This is a genomic window from Propioniciclava flava (genome assembly GCF_004126535.1).
Classification (GTDB): Bacteria; Actinomycetota; Actinomycetes; order Propionibacteriales; family Propionibacteriaceae; genus Propioniciclava; species Propioniciclava flava.
The window spans coordinates 1-17,195 of record NZ_PPCV01000004.1 but is presented as its reverse complement, the minus strand read 5'-3'; the positions used below and the strand labels follow the sequence as shown (position 1 = coordinate 17,195).

Here is a 17,195-nt window from a genome sequence, read left to right as displayed (position 1 = left end):
CAGGCATGTCTTCTCGTATCGCTATCACTGGAGCAACAGGACACCTCGGCGGACGGGTGGCCGCGTTGCTGGCCGCCGAAGGGATCCCGCTACGCCTCGTCGTGCGCGATGCCTCGCGTGCGCCCGCGCTGGCCGACGCGCAGGTGGCCGTCGCGACGTTCGGGGATGCCGCCGCCGTTACTGCCGCGTTGACGGGCATCGACGTGGCACTGATGGTGTCGGCCGGGGAATCGGCGACTCGAGAGCAGGATCAGGAGACGTTCGTCCGCGCGGCCGCTGCCACAGGCGTCCAGCACGTCGTCTACACCTCCTTCGCGGCCGCGGCCCCCGACGCGGTGTTCACGTTGGGGCGCGATCATGGCGCGACGGAGGCGGTGATCCGGGAGTCGGGGCTGCACTTCACCTTCCTGCGTGACAACTTCTACGCGGACGTGCTCCCGGCTTTTGCCGGGGCCCAGCGGGTGGCACGCGGTCCTGCAGGGGAGGGCCGTTGCTCCTTCGTCGTGCGCGAGGACGTGGCACAGGTTGCCGCAGCCGTCTTGCGCGAGCCGCTGGAGCATCGGGGTGCTACCTACACCTTGACCGGCCCCGCATCCTTCACGCTGGCCGAGGCCTATGCCGTCCTCAGCGAGGCGACCGGGCAGGAGTACCGCTTCGAGAACGAGACGCTGGAGCAGGCCTACGCGTCCCGTCGAGCGGGTTGGCCTGGCGAGCCCGATTGGGTCTACGACGCCTGGGTCTCGACCTATGCGGCGATCGCCACCGGCGCGTTGGCGCCGGTGAGCCCCGACGTCGAGCGCATTCTGGGGCGTCCCGCGACATCCCTGGACGCCTTCGCCCGCTCCCTGAACTAGCGCGCACCACGGCGCACTCCGGGACACCTGCGCCATACAGAATTCAACAACTATCGGCCTGGATTTCACCACTCCCAGCGGACCCGGATCGGACCCGCGCGCCCAAAACGAACCCGGCCGTGACAACGCGAGACAACGTAATCTCGCGTTTACAAGGTGACTTGATGCTAGGACCTCGCTAACGTGGGGAGGGTTGTCCACCAAAGGAGACCCCCTCCATGGCGAAAAAAGAGCGCCCCAGCACGCGTGGTGCGCGTCGGCTATTCCCCAGCCGCGCGGCAAGGAATCATCACCAGGCCACGCCGGGCCGTAGGAGCCTGCTCAACATCACCGCCGGAGCAGGCGTTGCGCGCATGACCGGCCAAGGCCAAGTTCTCGACGCCGCCCATCCGGCGCTCGAACCTCCCGCGGAGGCGCTCCGTAGCGAACGCCCCGGCTCTTTGGACCGCGTCGTGTTCGGCGTCACCGCCCTGCTGTCGATCGCCTTCGTCGCGTGGGGCATCATCTCCCCGATGACGCTGGGCCAGGCGTCCAGCGTCGGCCTGGAATGGGTTGTCGACAACACTGGCTGGCTCTTCGCCCTCGCCGCGACTGGATTCGTCTTCTTCGTGCTGTGGCTCGCCGCAGGGAAATACGGCAACATCCCCCTCGGCCGCGACGGCGAGGGCCCCGAGTTCTCCACGGTGTCCTGGATCGCCATGATGTTCTCCGCAGGGATGGGGATCGGCCTCATGTTCTACGGTGCCGCCGAGCCCCTGGCTCACTTCATCACTCCCCCGCCCGGCACCGGCGCTCCCGGGAACGAGAACGCCGTCCGGACAGCCATGGCGACGACCTTCTTCCACTGGGGGCTGCATCCCTGGGCCATCTACGCCGTGGTCGGCGTCGCAATTGCCTACAGCGTGTTCCGCAAGGGACGCCCCCTGACGATCAGCGCCGCCTTCGAACCGCTCCTGGGCAAACGGCAGGCCTATGGCCCCGGCGGCAAGATCATCGACATGTTCGCGATCTTCGCCACGCTCTTCGGCTCGGCGACCTCGCTCGGTCTTGGCGCACTGCAGATCGCGCACGGCGCCCAGATCGTCGGCTGGATCGGGGACGTCGGCAACACCTTCTTGGTCCTGCTCATCACCGCCTTGACGATTTGCTTCGTCTTGTCGGCGGTATCCGGGGTGGGACGCGGCATTCAGTATCTTTCCAACATCAACATGGTGCTCGCCGTTGTCTTGGCGGCTTTCGTGTTCGTCGTCGGCCCGACGGTCTTCATCTTGAACCTGCTGCCGACCACCCTGGGCACCTACCTGCAGACCATCATGGAGATGTCGGCGCGCACCGGCGCCGCGGGCCCCGACGCCAACGCTTGGCTGGCTAGCTGGACGATCTTCTATTGGGCGTGGTGGGTGAGCTGGACGCCGTTCGTCGGCATGTTCATTGCCCGCATCTCCAAGGGCCGCACGATCCGCCAGTTCGTGACCGGCGTCCTGCTGCTGCCCAGCCTCGTCAGCCTGATCTGGTTCGCCATCTTCGGCGGAGCCGCCATCAACGCCGAGCAGGCCGGCGCGCAACTCAGCGCTGTCGGCTCCTCCGAAGGCACGCTGTTCGCCCTGCTCGACACGATGCCCTGGCCGACGATCACCTCCGTCTTGGTGATGGTGCTGGTGGCGATCTTCTTCGTCTCTGGCGCGGACGCCGCCTCGGTCGTCATGGGCACGTTGAGCGAGAACGGCACGATGGAGCCCCGGCGTCCGGTCGTGGTGTTCTGGGGGGTGGCAACCGGCGCCGCTGCAGCCATCATGTTGGTCGCGGGCGGGGCGGATGCGCTCAACGGTCTTCAGGCGATCACCATCATCGCGGGCTTGCCGTTCATGATCGTCATGATCGGCATTGCCGTGGCCCTGGTGCGCGATCTCAACACCGATCCCATGATCGTGCGGCGACGCTACGCCGTCGAGGCGATCAACACAGCGGTCGTCGAGGGCGTCCGGCAGCATGGCGACGACTTCGTCTTGGCCATCTCGGAAACGCCCCCCGGCGAGGGGGTCGGCGCACGGGTCGACACCCCCGAGCCCGAGACGGAGGAGGAGTTTGTCGAGGACGAGGCCACCCCGGAGACGGTGACGGAATGAAGCGCGTCCAGGTCTCCTGAACGTTAATGCCGGGTGGCCTGTGCCGTCTGGTCGAGGCGGCACACCCGGCCATCAGGACGCCAGGCACGGGCCGCTGCCGTCGCGCCCACCACCGCCAGCGCCGCCAAGACGAGGGCGATCACCGGGAGTCCTACGGTCGCGCCGAGCGCACCCGCGAGCGGATAGGCGACCAGATAGCAGGCGTGGGAGAGCGAAAACTGCGCGGCGAACACGGCGGGCCGATTCTGTTCGGTGCTGTTGCGCCGCAGAATCCGCGACGAGGGTGTTGCCACGGTCGAGGTGGCGGCCCCTGTCAGGAACCACACGACCAGTAGGGCAGGCCAGGCCAGGCTCCCGCTCCCCCAGGCGATGAGCGCGGCACTCGCCACGAGGAGAGCGGGCGCCGCAAGGGCCCCCATCATCATGACTCCACGATCGGGTCGCGCGTCCAAGAGCTTCGGCATGCCCAACGCGACGAGCATGGACCCGCAGCCGTACGCCCCCAGGAGGACGGCCGTGTCGGACGGGGGTCGCCCCAGATGCCCCTGCGCGAGGACGACCGTGTTCACGATGACCATGGCGGTCGGAGCAGCCACCACGAGGTTGAGCCCCATCAGGGCACGCAGTTCGGGGCGGGAGCCGAACACCCGCACGCCTTCGGTGAGACGAGCCAGGAAGGGGGCAGCCGGAGGCGCCTCGATCCGCGGGAACCGCACGGCCAGCACCAGGGACGCCGACCCGAGGAAGCCGATGACCGTCCCGACGAAGAGCTGGTGATAGCTGACCAGGGTGAGGAGGAGGGCGGCCAGCGCGGGGCTGACCAGCGATTCCAGGTCGTAAGCGAGCCGGGACAAGGACAGCGCGCGGGTGTACTGCCCCTCCTTCGGCAGGATCGACGGGATGACCGCCTGGAAGGCGGGGGTGAAGGTCGCCGATGCTGATTGCAGAATGAAGATCAACACGTAGATCTGCCACGCTTGCGTGACGAACGGGAGCGACATGGCGACGCTGGCCCGAAGGAGATCAGCGGTGATCAGCAGCGGCTTGCGCGGCAGCCGCGCCGTCAGCGCCGCGATGAGGGGCCCGACGGTCACGTAGGCGATCATCTTCACGGTCATGGCTACGCCCAGGATGACGCCCGCGTCTCCCCCGGCGATGTCGAAGGACAGCAACCCCAAGGCGATGGTGAGCAGGCCTGTTCCTACCAGGGCGATGACTTGCGCGCTGAAGAGCAACGCGTAGGCGCGGTTGCGGAGCACGCTCAGCATGGCGTGTCAGTCCGCCCCGTGATGGTGGGGCGGAATCTGCCCCTGGGATACGGCATGCTCGGCCTGCTTGATGGCCTCCAGCACCACGGCGAGGGCGTGCTCGTCGGTGAGGCGGTACAAGACGCTGGTGCCTTGCTGCCGCGTGGACACGATGCGCGCCATCCGCATGCGCGCCAGGTGCTGCGATACCGCCGATGGTTTCTTCTCCACCGCTTCCGCCAGCGCACTGACCGACAGTTCGGATGCCTCGTGGAGGGCCAGCACCAGGCGGACCCGGGTCACGTCAGCGAGGATGCGGAGCACCTCGACGGCGAGGTCAACGCATTCTCGTGACACCGAAACACTGCTATCTGCGTACATACGCGGATAGTAACACTTGCAGGGTGGCTGCCGTTCAGAACGCGAGCGAGCCCGGGCCACACTCGGCCCAGGCTCGCTCCTTCACTGCGGGATGACTCGTGCGAGGATCGCCCTTACCTAGTGAAGAAATGCTTCCGTGCGGCCACCAGCAACGCTAGCCGGAGACATTTCCCGTCCCTAGGACGGCGGAGGCAAAGGCACGAGGATTGAGGTGCGACGACGATACTCGCGGTAGCGTGCGTCTCCGCCCCACCGCTGCTCGGCCTTCTGCCTGAGCAACGGAATTCCGCTGACCCGGGTCAGGAGGAGGACGACGAAGACCGGAGACACCAGCCCCACCACCTGCCACCCGGCCAGATTGGGCAGCGCCATCACCGCGATCCCCACCCACACCACGATCTCCCCGAAGTAGTTGGGGTGCTGCGACCACGACCACAACCCGGTGGAGATGAACGCACCACGATTAGCCGGATCGGCGCGGAACCGCGACTTCTGCGCGTCGGCGACAACCTCAAGGGCTAGTCCGCCCGCCCACAACGCGGCCCCGACGAAGAACGAGACCGACAGGGGCGCTTGCGTGGTGGACGTCATGGCGATCCACGCGGCGGACGCCGTGAGGGAAACCCACAAGCCTTGCATCGTCCAGACCGTGAAGAACCGCAGGGGAGAACCCTTGATCTCATCGAACCGGCTGTCGGAGCCGCTCGCCCGAATCCGGAGGAACAAGAACGCCCCCAGGCGCGCCGCCCACACGATCACGGCGATGCCCAGCATGAGAGCCCGGGGCCCTGGCTCCCCCAGCGCCACGAACAGGGCCACGGTGATCAGGATGTACGTGGCGCTGCCGACCGCATCGAAGAATCGCTCGGTGCGCAGGATCTGTGCCGGAACGTAGGCGATCCACTGCACAAGGAACGCCGCGGCGACAGCCCACGCGAAAAGCGGGACCCCCGCAGCCAGGATGCCGCTGTGCCCGCCGGCCCAGGCGACACCGGCGGCGAGACAGACCACTGCGGCCAGGACGGCCACCTTCGAGGCTTGCGACGCGAGGGTCATGACGGCTCCTTTCGATTTCGGTCGTGGAGGGGGCCCGCACCGGGCAGTTCGCGCCCTTGGGCATAGAGCGCGTCGACCTGCGACGCCATCGCGGCAAGCAGATGAGCGCGACGCAGCTTCATCGTGGGCGTCACCCAGGCGCCACCGGGGACCAGATCGACGGAGTAGGCGGCGTAACGCTTGACCCGTTCGGGCCCCGACACGCGCGCATTGGCACGCTCCACAGCCGCGTCGATGCGTGCGAGGACGCGTGGCTCGCTCACCGGCCACAGCAGCCCAGGAACCGCGTGCGCACCGAGGCCTTGCCGGTCCAGTTCGTCCTGATCGAGAAAGATCAGCGCGGCCGGGTAAGGGCGTGAGTCCCCCACGACAACGGCGTGAGCGATCAGGGCCTCCGCTTCGGCATCGCTTTGCCACCCCTGCGGGGAGATCGTCTTGCCCCCGGCCGTCACGATGACGTCTTTGAGGCGTCCGGTGATGACGAGTCGACCATCCGCATCGAACGAGCCCAGATCGCCGGTACGAAGGAACCCGTCGACGTAGGCGTCCTGGTCATCGCGCGGATCCCAGTACCCCGGGGAGACACCCACACCCCGAGCCAGGATCTCTCCCTCGGCGGAGATGCGCACGGTGTGACCGGGTTCGGGACGCCCCACCGTCCCTGCCCGGTGGTCACCAGGCCGGTTCCCGGTCAGCGGTGCGGTGGTCTCCGTGAGCCCATACCCCTCGATGACCTCCACGCCCATGCCCGCAAACAACAGCCCCAACTCCGCACCCAGCGGCGCCGCACCGCACAACACGTAGTCCAGGCTGCCGCCCATGAGCTCACGCACTCGTGCGTAGAACAGTCGGTCGTACAGCCGCCACCGCAGCCGAAGCCCCACCGGCGGGCGTGCCGTCGGCGCACTCTGGACGTGCCTGCCGTAGGCGATCGCCGTGCGCTCGGCGCGGCGCCATAGCCACCCCAGGTGTTTGGCCTGGGCCGTCGCCGCGATTCGCTCCGCGATCTTCTGCAGGACACGCGGCACCACCACCAGGAACGTGGGGTGGACCTTCGCGAGCGCGGCGACGGCCCGCCCCGGGTCGGCCTCATAGCTGATCGTCATGCCCCCAGCCAGGCAGATGAGTTGCAGGCCGCGAGCCAGCACGTGCGCGAGCGGCAAGAAGATGACCGTGCGCCCATCCTCCCGGACGACATCGGCGTACTCGGCGCCGATGTTGAGCACCTGACCCACCAGATTGGCGTGCGTGATGCGCACACCCTTGGGATGGCCCTCGGTCCCGGAGGTGTAGACGAGGGTGGCGTCGTCCTGCGCCGTGTTCGTGGTACGTCGCTGCTCGAGTTCGGCGTCTTCTACCGCACGTCCGGCGTCGATCAGGAGCCCCATGCCGTCGGGGCCGAAGCCCAGCGACCACACCGTGAGCGGGTCACCACCCGGCGGACGATGCCCACGCCGCACTGCCCTCTGGGCCGGGGTGCTGGCGAAGGCCCAGGCCATGCGCGCGTTGGTCACGGCGTAGCCGACCTGGTCAGCAGCCGCGCTATCGAAGAGGGGGACCACCACGGCACCGACCCACAGGCATGCCATGTCGGCCACGGCCCAGGGGTAGCCGGTCGGGCCCTGGATCCCCACCGTGTCACCGCGCCGCACGCCCATCGCGACCAGGCCCTTGGCCACGGCAACGACCAGCGCGTGAAACTCCTCGGTGCTCACGTCACGGTCGGGATCCTCACTGAGTTGGGGATCGACCCGAACCCGGAAGGCTGGATGACGGGGAGCCTGCTCGACACGAGCGATCAGGAGGTCCGAGACGATACGGCGGGGATCATCGACGATGCGCGCGGGCGTGGAGACCTCGACAAGGCGCTCACTCATGGGGCATCCAGTCGGCGTTCTTCAGGTCGATCGCCTCGGTGGTCTCCCGCAGAAACCGGATGACGACCTCGCGCTCGGAGGGGGTCAGCCGCGCGGCCGCCTCGTAGCGCCGAGCGTGGTGGCGTCCGACCGTGTCGCGGGCCACGCGTCGAGTCTCGGGAGTGACGGAGATCTGCAGCGACCGACGATCCGTGGGATGCGGATTGCGGACGATATGCCCCCGGGCCTGGAGCCGGTCGAGCAGCTTGGTCGTGGACGCCGTGGAGATGCCCAGGTGCGCAGAGAGATCCCCCGCCGTGACACTGACGCCCCGATTTTCGTTGAACATCACGAAACGGATGGCCCGCATGTCAGTCTCGTTGAGGTCCATATAGCGGGCGGACGCTTGGCTGGCGCGCCGCTCGGCCTCGCGCAGATCAGCCATCGCCTGCACGAGTTCGGCAATCTGCGCGACATCACCGTCATCGAGGTCGCGCCCCTCACGCAGGTGTCCGTGAGGGGCGCTGGCCATGACGCCGTAGGGACGGATGCCGCCTGAGGTCACGCCGAGGTTCTGGTCCACAGCCGGAACTTACTACACCTAGCTAGCTACTAGCCAGGCTACCCACTATCTTCCCTCTCGAGGGGAAACGCTAGGACTCGGCAGGTGGCTCGAGTTCGCCTCGCTTGGCCCACTCCCCCAGCCAGCTCAGCGACGGCTTCGGGGTCCGAATGAACGTCGCGCGGTCCACAGCGATCAGGCCGAACGTGGGCCCGTAGTGACCCCACTCGTAGTTATCCAGCAACGACCAGTGCAGGTACCCCCGCACATCGATCCCGTCGGCCATGGCCGCCGCCAGCCCCACCAGCGCTGCCTGGGTATAGGCAATCCGCTGCGCATCATCGGCAGTGGCAATCCCGTTCTCCGTCACCAGGATGGGCACCGCAGGCCCGACCACCTCAGCCGTGTGGCGCACCGCCTCACCCAAAGCAGGCGGGTAGTACTCCCACCCGGTCAAGGTTCGCGGGGCGTCCTCCGGTGGGGGCAGGACGCCTTCTGGCCCCACCCGGTTGCGCGTATAGGACTGCACGCCGACGAAGTCGTCCTCGCACGACACGCGCAGGAACTGATCCTCGATCGCCTCGCGGTAGGTCTGCGCCCCCGCTTCGCCGCCCGGTAGCGCCTGGACCACCTGGTTGGCGATCGTCCAGCCCACCAGCAGGTGAGGATGCCGCGCGTGCAGGTAGTCGCGGGTCGCACGGTGCGCCGCGATCAGCGCCTGCACCGTCGGGTCATGGGGGGTGGGCAAGCCGCCACCCAGCCCCGTCGTCAAGCTCCCCTGACCAGCACGAACGGCCGCCATGACACCGACCATGTTGGGCTCGTTGAACGTGACGACGTAGCGTCCGGCCTCGGCCAACACGGGCTCGATCGCCTCAACGTAGGCCAGGAAGCGCGCGGTCGCGTCCTGCGGTAGGCGCGCAACCCCGCCTGTGCGGCCAGGTCGATGTCCTCGCGCCACCGGTGGTAGGAGTCGCAGGCGTCCCCCGACGGCTCAGGCATCGGGGAGTCCGGTTGAGTCTCCAAACGCCACATGTCGCTGGCGACGTTGTTGCCCTCGATCTGATGCGCGGCGGTGGCCGCACCGACGAGGAAGCCGTCCGGGAACGCGGTCATCGCGCTTGCCCCCACACGGCCGTGGAACGGAAGTGATCGTGGAAGCCCAACGCCTCCCAGGCGGGCGCCTGGGCACGCAGCCGCGCGGGGAGATCGTCCGGCGTCGCAGGCGCATCGGCCCACATGCGTTCGGCGATGACCGCCAGGCGTGGCAGCAGCAGGAACGCCGCATCGTCCAGGCTCGTCACGGTCTCGCACCACAGCGCAGCCTCGGCGGCCGCGATGCGACCACCCGACTCCACGATCTCCGGCGTGGCGCTCGGCACCCAGCCCGCCGCGGCCAAGACGCCCTCCGGTTCGTAGGTGGGGAACCCCAGCCGCTCCGCGCGCTCGTTTTGAGCCGGATCGACGCTCGACTCGGCGTAGCGACGGTCGAGGTACACGGTCGACTGCGGCGAGGCCACGATCTCCACGCCTGCCTGGGCCGCGCGCGGTACGTCGAAGGGGGCCTGCGCGAAGCACGCCGCGACCATCTCGATGATCGGCTGCGCCTCCGGCGGGTGCTCCTTGCGAGCCTTGTCGGCGTCGAAAGCGTCACCGGGGCTGATCCAGGCCTGGAGGAGATCCCCGGGGACGAACGCCTCCGAGCGTGCCCCCTCCTGCCACGCCACCGGGATCTTCCCGGCGTCGCGCACAGCCTGGACGGCCAGCCTCACCGCGTCCGCGTACAGGCCCTCGGGCATCCCGAACGCCTCATCGCCGCCGATGTGGACGTAACGACCCGGGGAGCGTTGCGCCAACTCGGTGACCACGGCGGTGATGAAGGAACGCACCGCGGGGAGCCGGGGATCCAGGTAGCCCAGCATCGGGTGCGGTGCGGGCTCCCCGACCAGATCGGGGACGCGCGCCAACGCCGCGGCGACGTGGCCCGGCAGGTCGATCTCGGGGAGCAGCGTGATCCCGCGGGCGTCCGCATAGGCCACCAGCGCGTCATAGTCGGCGACGCTGATCGCCGTGTCGATCCCGTCGGTCAGGCGCGGCTCGCAGGCCATCGCAAGACGCCAGTCCTGGACGTCGGTCAGGTGCAGGTGCAGTACCGACAGGTCAAGCCAGGCGAGCAGATCGATCACCGAAGCGATGTCCTGCGGCGTGAACGCGTAGCGCACCGCGTCCAGGGACAGCCCCCGCCACGCAAGGGCGGGGCCCTCGGCACGCGCTTGCGTGGCAACCCGATCGGACGCCACGACCTCACGCCCGCAGGCGATCAGGGCGCGCAGCAGACCTTCCGGGTCCACCGCCAGAATCTGCAGGCCGTCACCGTCGGGCGTGATCAGGTACCGCTCGTCGCGAGGCTGGGCCTGCGTGCCGGGACGCGGGTCGGCTCCCGTGGAGGGCGCGACCGGAGGCACCCCGGCCGCCGCACACGCCGCCTCCCATTCCTGCGCCGAGACCACCCGTGCTGCGACGGCGAGCGTCTCGCGCCCCTCGCGCGCGGACGCGACGGCGTCGGTGCGCGAGGCGTCTCGCAGTTCCAGGCCCGCGGCGCGGACCAGCAGGTCCGCCACACCGGACGCCCGTTCCTGACCCAGCGCGGCCTCCAGCCCTGCAACGACCATCAAGACGCTGCCCTCGCGTGCGTCGCTCATCGCCCGGCCTCCGCACCCGCCGCGGCCTGCATGGCCCGCTCGCGCTCGCGCACCTTCTCCAGTTCGGCGCGGCGCTCGCGCTGCTTGGCCGGATTGGGGACGGGCGCGGCCAGCAGCAGGCGCTGGGTGTAGGGGTCGGTCGGGTCGGACGTGACGACGTCCGCCTGGCCAAACTCGACGATGAGACCCCGGTGGATGACCGCCACCCGGTGGCTCATCGCGCGCACGACCGCAAGATCGTGGGAGATGAACAGCAGCGCCACCCCCGTCTCGCGTTGGATCTTCAACAGCAGATCCAAGACGGTGCGCTGCGTCGTGAGGTCGAGAGCCGAGACCGGCTCGTCGCACACGATCAGCCGCGGCTTGATCGCCAGCGCCCGGGCAATCGCGACGCGCTGTCGCTGCCCGCCGGAGAACTCGCGGGGCAGCCGGTCGGCCGCGTCCGCGGGAAGGTTGACGCTGGTCAGCAGTTCCGCGACGTGCGAGCGTGCCTCATCCCGCGACAGCCCTTGGGCCAGCAGAGGCTCGCTCAAGGTGTCCCCGATCGTCAAGGACGGGTTCAGCGACGTGTAGGGATCCTGGAAGATCACCTGAATGTCGCGGGCCAGTTCCCTGCGTCGCCGGGGGTTCGCGTGGACGATCTCTTCCCCGTCGAAGCGGATCGAGCCGGACGCCACCGGCGCCAGCCCCAAGATCGCGCGTCCGATGGTGGTCTTGCCCGAACCGGACTCCCCCACCAGGCCGAGCGTCTCGCCGGGGCGGACGTCCAGGTTGATGCCCTTGAGCACCTCCTTGGGTTGGGCGCGCCACCCGCGTCCGGGGAAGCTCACGTGCAGATCCTGCACGGTGAGGAGGGATTGATCCTGTGCGCTCACTTCGCCACCTCCAGCGGTGCATGCCATGCCTCGCGCGTCTCGGAACCGTCCAAGACGGCTCCCATGAGCTTCAGCGTGTAGGGGTCCTGCGGGTGATCGAACACGTCGGTGACGGTCCCACGCTCGACGATGACGCCATGCTGCATGACGGCGACCGTGTCGCACAGGTCGGCCACCACGCCGAGGTTGTGGGTGACCAGCAGCACACCCAGCCCGCGGTCGCGCTGCAGCTTGCGCAGCAGTTCGAGCACTTCGGCCTGCACGGTCACGTCCAGGGCCGTGGTCGGCTCGTCGGCGATCAGCAAGGCCGGGTCGCACGACATGGCCCCGGCAATCAGGACGCGCTGCGCCATGCCGCCGGAAATCTCGTGCGGATGCAGATCCATCGTCCGCTCCGGGTCAGCGATCTCGACCAGTCGCAGCAAGTCGATCGCCTTCGCGCGGGCGTCCTTGCGGGAGAGGCCCAGCTTGTACCGGATGGGTTCGATGAGCTGGCTGCCGATCGTGAACGACGGATCCAGGTTGCTCATCGGTTCTTGGGGTACGTAGGCGACCACGTCGCCGCGCAGGCCGCGGCGGGCGGCGTCCGGCATGCCTCGGACTTCCTGGCCGTTGATCGTGATCGAGCCTGCGGAGATGCGTCCGCCCTCGGGCAGGATGCCGAGGATGGCGAAAGCGGTTTGGGTTTTACCCGACCCCGACTCGCCCACCAGACCCAGGACCTCGCCCGGGGCGATGTCCAGGTCGATGCCGTGGACGATCTCCTTGTCCCCGCCACCAGGCAGCGTGTACGCCACCTTGAGATCGCGAACCGACAGCAGGCCTGCGCGCCCGGGAGCGTCCGGTGCCATGCTGACCGGCGCCACGGCGGCCTTGACCGCGCTAGCTCCGACGGGTTCGGCACCACGATCTTCCAAGACGTCGCGCAGCGCGGCGGCCAGCAGCACCAGGCAGGAACTGGTGATGCCCAAGGCGAGGCCCGGCCACAGCAGCAGCATCGGCGCGCGCTGGATGTTTTGGAACGCCTCGTTCAGCATGGCGCCCCAGGTGGGCATCGACCCCGAGGAGATTCCCAGGAACTCCAGGCCAGCCTGCAGACCGATGGCGACACCGGCCACGAGGGCGACCTGAATGATGATGGGGGCTCGCACCACGATGAGGACGTGGCGTCCGATGATGCGCCAATCGGGCAGGCCTGAGACGCGGGCGGCGTCGACGTACAGTTCGCCGCGCACGTTGGCGACGATGCCGCGCGTCAGGCGGAAGAAGCTGGGGGCGACCAGGACACCCATGATCACCATCAGGACCCACACCGTGGGGCCGAGGATGGCGCGGGCGGCCAAAAGGACGACCATGGCGGGCAGCGACATGATGAGGTTGGTCGCCCAGGTGGACAGGGAGTCGAACCATTTACCGTAGTAACCGGCCAGTAGGCCGGTCGGGACGCCGAGCACCAAGGCGACGCCCAGGGCGAGCGCTGCGCCGCCGAGGGTGTAGCGAGCGCCAAAGACGATGCGGGACAAGACGTCGCGTCCGGCCGAGTCGAAGCCGAACAGGTGGCCTGGCTGGGGGCCCTCGAACGCGCGGCCCAGTTCGGCGAGTTCGGGGCTTTGCGGGGCGAGGAAGGGCGCGAAGATCGCGGGGAGCACCACGAGGGCGAGCAGGATGATCGAGATCATCCCCAAGGGGTTGCGCAGCGGTGCGCGCACGCCGGAGCGCGGCGGTGCGGACGCGGGAGCGGCGCTCTCGTTCGGGCTGGAAACGTCTGCTGGGGTGAGCTGGGTCACGCTACCCTCGCCTTCGGGTTCAGCCAGCCGATGATGATGTCGACCAGCAGGTTGATGATGATGACCCCGACCACGGTGACCATGACCAGGCCCATGATGATGGGGATGTCGCCGCGCGTGGTGTACTTCACGGCCATGGAGCCGATGCCCGGCAGGCCGAAGATCTGCTCCACGATGACGGCGCCGCCGAGCAGGCCGACGAACTGCATGCCCAGCACGGTGAGCGCCGGCGCGGACGCGTTGCGCAGCACGTGGCGGATCAGGATCGTGCGCATCGGGAGGCCCCGGGCCCGCAGGGTGCGGACGTAGTCCTGGCGCATGACCTCGATGACCGAGCCGCGGACTTGTTGGCTGGTGCCTGCGATGGAGCCGATCGACAACGCGATGATCGGCAGGGTCACCGTGGAGAGCCAGCCGACGAACGAGCGGTCGATCGAGATGTAGCCGATCGCGGGGAACCAGCGCAGTTGGACGGCGAAGACGAGCACCAGCACCAGCGTCACGAGGAAGCCGGGGAGCGCGTAGCCGAGGACGGCGAAGATCTGCAGGGCGCGATCAACCACGCCACGGCGTACGCCAGCCCAGATGCCGACGGCGAAGGAGACGACGGCGGTGATGAGCGTGACGCCGATCATCAGCGACAGGGTCACGGGGAGTCGGTTGCCGATGGCGCGCAGGACGCTCTCGGAGGTGAACCAGGACTTGCCGAAGTCGCCTTGCAGCGCTGCGACAAGCCAGTTCCAGTATTGGGTAAGGATCGGCTGGTCCAGGCCCAGCTCGTGGTTCTTGGCGTCCACCAGCTCTTGAGCGGCTGACTGTCCGAGCAACTGCCGCCCCACGTCGGTGCCCGGAAGGGACAACAAGACGTAGGACAGGAAGGAGATCACGAACAGCAAGACGACGCCGGCGGCGAGACGCCGCGCAACAAATCTGACCATGATGCGGTTTGCCCTTCTGGTTCTGAGGCGGGCGTGCGACCCGCCCGCCTCAGAAGGTGAGAGAAGCGTCTATCAGGAGGCGGGGGTGTAGTTGTACAGCGACGGAACTGCCATGCCGTCCTGCGGCACCACCGTCACCGTCTTGTCAGAGACCAGGGAGTAGGTTCATCCGGTAGAACGGGATGAACCAGCCCTGCTCCACGAAGCGCTCGTTGATCGCCTTCGCGGCAGCCTCGTACTCAGCCCCGGTCGACTTCTGCAGCTTGGCAGCCTGCTCCGTCAGCACCGGGTCGGTGTTGGCGAAGAAGTTGAACGTGCCGGGCTGGATGTAGGTCTGGACGTAGTTCCAGTCGTTCGACGACTGACCCATGTTCATGACCATGCCGGAGAACTTGAACTGGCGGAAGATCTCCTGCAGCGGGTTGGCGCTCTCGGCCCATTCCAGCTTGATCCCGGCTTCAGCCATCTGCGAGGTCAGCGCCGTGCGGATGTTGTCGGTGGAGATCGTGGGCAGGTTCGGCAGCGTGACTGTGAGGCCGTTGGCGTAGCCGGCTTCGGCCAGCAGCGCCTTCGCCTTGGCCGGATCGTAGGAGTAGTACGTGTCCAGCTTGGCCTCGTAGCCCTTGGTGGTCGTGCCGAAGACCTGCGAGGTGGCCGTGCCGCGGCCCTGACGGATGCCCTTCACCAGCGCGTCGCGGTCGACGGCGTAGTTCAGTGCCTGGCGGACGCGGGCATCACCGAGGGCCGGGTTGAGCTTGCCGCCCCGGTCGAAGATCAAGATGCCCTGGAAGTCGAAGGACGTGTCCTGGCTGGTGAGGTTCGCATCGGACTTGGCTGCGGCCTGCTGGTCGGCGGTCTGCAGCAGCACCGAGTTGAGCTGGCCCGTCTTCAAGCCGTTGACCATGGCGTTCTCGTTGTCGAAGACGCTGATGACCACGCGCTTGAAGGGCAGCTTGTCGCCCCAGTAGTCGTCGCGACGATCGAACACCCAGGAGGTACCGATCGTGGTCTCGCTGGCGTTCATCGTGTACGGACCGCCGCTGCCCGGGAACTTCTTTTGGAAGTACAGGGCGAGGATCATGCCGATGATGAGCTGACCGACGATGGATCCCACGGTGAAGATGACCGTATTGATCGCGGCCTGCATGAAGACGGGCGAACGGACGACGTCCGCGTAGTTGTCGAGGCCGACCCAGGGGGCCTCGCCGGTGTAGAACGTGGTCGTCGTGTAGTCCTGGAACCCCATGACGAAGTTCTTGATGACCGGATATCCGAAGAAGGCGAGCATGTAGATCACTGCGGGAAGGATGAACAGGATCTGCACGAGACGCTGCTTGCGGCTCTTGGAATAGTGTCCGGTCCGCCGCGGCGCGGGGGCGGCAACCGCCCCCGCGCCGGGGCCGAGGGCGGCAGCAGTCTCGATGCTGCCGCCCTCGGGGGTGGTGCTAGCCATTCGACGCCTCAGCGAGCGCGTCGCTCGGCGACTTTCCACCCGCCAGAGCCAGCTGGATGGCGGTGTAGATCTTCGTCGCAGCCTTGGGCCAGTCGGGGCCCAGTTCGCCGGTGCGTGCACGGGCGGTCTTGATGCTGTCGGCGAACGGCGCCATGAAGGGGATCGGCTTCTTGAAGTCGTCCAGCAGCGCCAACCGCGTCGGGACGGTCTTGCGCTTGGTGGCGAGTTCGGTTTGGATCTCCGGCGCGTTCAGGGCTGCCACCAGCGCGGCGGCCTTCGCCATCTTGGTCTTGTCGCCGGTGTTCGGAACGGTCCACGTTTCGCCGCCGAGCGTGGAGACGAGCGTGTCGCCCGCCTTGGGAACCGGCGTCGTCGAAATAGACATGTCCTAGATCCCCGCGACGCCGGTGGGGAACGCCGCCCGTGCCGGGGCCCGGCGAGCTCACGGTTCAGCGGGGTTGCCCGGAGGCGCCGCCATCACACACGACACACGTTGAACCGGAACTCCACCGCATTCCGGCACGTAGAAACATGTGCGTTGTACAGGTCTGGCAGGAGCGTCAGATCGAGGGGGAGTCGCCCTCTGACCTGGGGTTTTGGTCGGATATAGCCGCAGCAGCAGCCGCCCATCGGGGCCGATCGGACCCTGCTGACCAGGGCAGCACCGGGGCAGATTGAGGGGTTGGCGTCAGGCGTCGTTGTACAGGTCGGAGCATGCAGCGATGCACACGATTTGCACCGATGCGGCGGCGTGCGCTACGGGCCGACCAAGTACGGACATTCTCCATCGTGGTTTCCCCAGTCGCACGCGTGGGGACCGTCATGGTGGTGCCAGCCGTAGTATCGACCAGCATCTTCGGACCAGTGCTTACAGCGAATGACCCTCGGCGCGCGATCGGGGTTGTCCTCGGTCATGAGCCCATGATCCCACCCGTTGCTGGTCTCAGTCCGTAGACGCTTCATTCCCCGAGGCTAGCGCGCGGAACCGCTCGAAGAATCTGGAGAGCGCTTCGATGACCCGCTTGTTCTTGTCGCCGTGGTTGGACTCGCGGTTGAACCGTGACACGGGCGGCAGGATGCGGGTGATCTCAGTTCCCGCTGTGCGCAGTTGTCCGTCCCGGAACGCCTCTTCCACGAACGACTGCGTCTCCTCCAGCTTGAGCTTGTGCGCTTCGATGAGCTCCTGAAGCTCGGCCTCGCGCTTCGTGGAGATGTACGCCTGCCTGTGGAGTTGGGCTGACCCCGTTTCGTAGGTCCAGTCGTTATGAGAGTCGTCCTGTTGCCCGCGGTCGCGGGCGGGGAGACTGGTCAGATCATGACGAACAGCAGGAAGCGTCACACCCCGGAGCAGGTCGTCC

The 17,195-nt window shown here is 67.7% G+C and carries 15 protein-coding genes and 1 pseudogene; 2 read left to right on the top strand and 14 right to left on the bottom strand.

The features are described from left to right. Positions 1-5: 5 nt before the first annotated feature. Both C1706_RS06585 and C1706_RS06580 read left to right on the top strand, forming a co-directional pair. The gene (locus C1706_RS06585; protein ID WP_129458440.1) at positions 6-854 is read left to right on the top strand and encodes an SDR family oxidoreductase; all 849 of its coding nucleotides are present in this window, start codon (positions 6-8) and stop codon (positions 852-854) included. Positions 855-1,072: 218 nt separating this feature from the next. Continuing rightward, positions 1,073-2,980 carry a BCCT family transporter gene (locus tag C1706_RS06580; RefSeq protein WP_241653467.1) on the top strand — a complete coding sequence of 636 codons (1,908 nt, stop codon included), beginning with the start codon at positions 1,073-1,075 and terminating at the stop codon, positions 2,978-2,980. Positions 2,981-3,003: 23 nt separating this feature from the next. Here the strand turns inward: C1706_RS06580 and C1706_RS06575 are convergent, their stop codons facing one another. From C1706_RS06575 to C1706_RS06515, 14 genes and pseudogenes are all read right to left on the bottom strand, one after another. Next, the gene (locus C1706_RS06575; RefSeq protein WP_129458439.1) at positions 3,004-4,248 is read right to left on the bottom strand and encodes an MFS transporter; all 1,245 of its coding nucleotides are present in this window, start codon (positions 4,246-4,248) and stop codon (positions 3,004-3,006) included. A 6-nt stretch (positions 4,249-4,254) separates the two neighbouring features. Beyond that, positions 4,255-4,584, bottom strand: coding sequence for an ArsR/SmtB family transcription factor (locus C1706_RS06570; RefSeq protein ID WP_284690555.1), 330 nt, complete (start codon positions 4,582-4,584; stop codon positions 4,255-4,257). 201 nt (positions 4,585-4,785) lie between these two features. Beyond that, positions 4,786-5,664: a DUF1295 domain-containing protein gene (locus C1706_RS06565; protein WP_129458437.1), complete on the bottom strand. Its 879-nt coding sequence runs from the start codon at positions 5,662-5,664 to the stop codon at positions 4,786-4,788. After that, complete coding sequence (locus C1706_RS06560; protein WP_129458436.1) at positions 5,661-7,541, bottom strand: AMP-dependent synthetase/ligase; 1,881 nt, start codon at positions 7,539-7,541, stop codon at positions 5,661-5,663. The genes C1706_RS06565 and C1706_RS06560 overlap by 4 nt, the downstream gene beginning before the upstream one ends. After that, the gene (locus tag C1706_RS06555) at positions 7,534-8,103 is read right to left on the bottom strand and encodes a MarR family winged helix-turn-helix transcriptional regulator (protein WP_206661019.1); all 570 of its coding nucleotides are present in this window, start codon (positions 8,101-8,103) and stop codon (positions 7,534-7,536) included. The genes C1706_RS06560 and C1706_RS06555 overlap by 8 nt, the downstream gene beginning before the upstream one ends. A gap of 70 nt (positions 8,104-8,173) precedes the next feature. Next, positions 8,174-9,043 carry a family 1 glycosylhydrolase gene (locus tag C1706_RS06550; RefSeq protein WP_241653466.1) on the bottom strand — a complete coding sequence of 290 codons (870 nt, stop codon included), beginning with the start codon at positions 9,041-9,043 and terminating at the stop codon, positions 8,174-8,176. Positions 9,044-9,048: 5 nt separating this feature from the next. Then, a pseudogene (locus C1706_RS14965) lies at positions 9,049-9,198 on the bottom strand (glycoside hydrolase family 1 protein); the annotation flags it as partial. Beyond that, complete coding sequence (locus tag C1706_RS06545) at positions 9,195-10,784, bottom strand: family 20 glycosylhydrolase (RefSeq protein WP_129458435.1); 1,590 nt, start codon at positions 10,782-10,784, stop codon at positions 9,195-9,197. The gene C1706_RS06545 and the pseudogene C1706_RS14965, both read right to left, overlap by 4 nt. Further along, positions 10,781-11,659: an ATP-binding cassette domain-containing protein gene (locus C1706_RS06540; RefSeq protein ID WP_241653465.1), complete on the bottom strand. Its 879-nt coding sequence runs from the start codon at positions 11,657-11,659 to the stop codon at positions 10,781-10,783. The genes C1706_RS06545 and C1706_RS06540 overlap by 4 nt, the downstream gene beginning before the upstream one ends. Continuing rightward, the gene (locus C1706_RS06535) at positions 11,656-13,446 is read right to left on the bottom strand and encodes a dipeptide/oligopeptide/nickel ABC transporter permease/ATP-binding protein (protein ID WP_206661018.1); all 1,791 of its coding nucleotides are present in this window, start codon (positions 13,444-13,446) and stop codon (positions 11,656-11,658) included. Before C1706_RS06535 ends, C1706_RS06540 begins: the two co-directional genes overlap by 4 nt. Further along, on the bottom strand, positions 13,443-14,384 hold the full coding sequence (locus C1706_RS06530) for an ABC transporter permease (RefSeq protein ID WP_129458433.1): 942 nt from the start codon (positions 14,382-14,384) through the stop codon (positions 13,443-13,445). The genes C1706_RS06535 and C1706_RS06530 overlap by 4 nt, the downstream gene beginning before the upstream one ends. 145 nt (positions 14,385-14,529) lie before the next feature. Continuing rightward, complete coding sequence (locus tag C1706_RS06525) at positions 14,530-15,837, bottom strand: ABC transporter substrate-binding protein (protein ID WP_129458432.1); 1,308 nt, start codon at positions 15,835-15,837, stop codon at positions 14,530-14,532. Next, entirely contained in the window at positions 15,830-16,222 is a 393-nt protein-coding gene (locus tag C1706_RS06520; protein ID WP_129458431.1) for a hypothetical protein, read from the bottom strand. The genes C1706_RS06525 and C1706_RS06520 overlap by 8 nt, the downstream gene beginning before the upstream one ends. 558 nt (positions 16,223-16,780) lie before the next feature. Beyond that, positions 16,781-17,195: type I restriction endonuclease subunit R, EcoR124 family (locus C1706_RS06515; RefSeq protein WP_206661017.1), on the bottom strand; the 415-nt coding region annotated here is incomplete at its 5' end.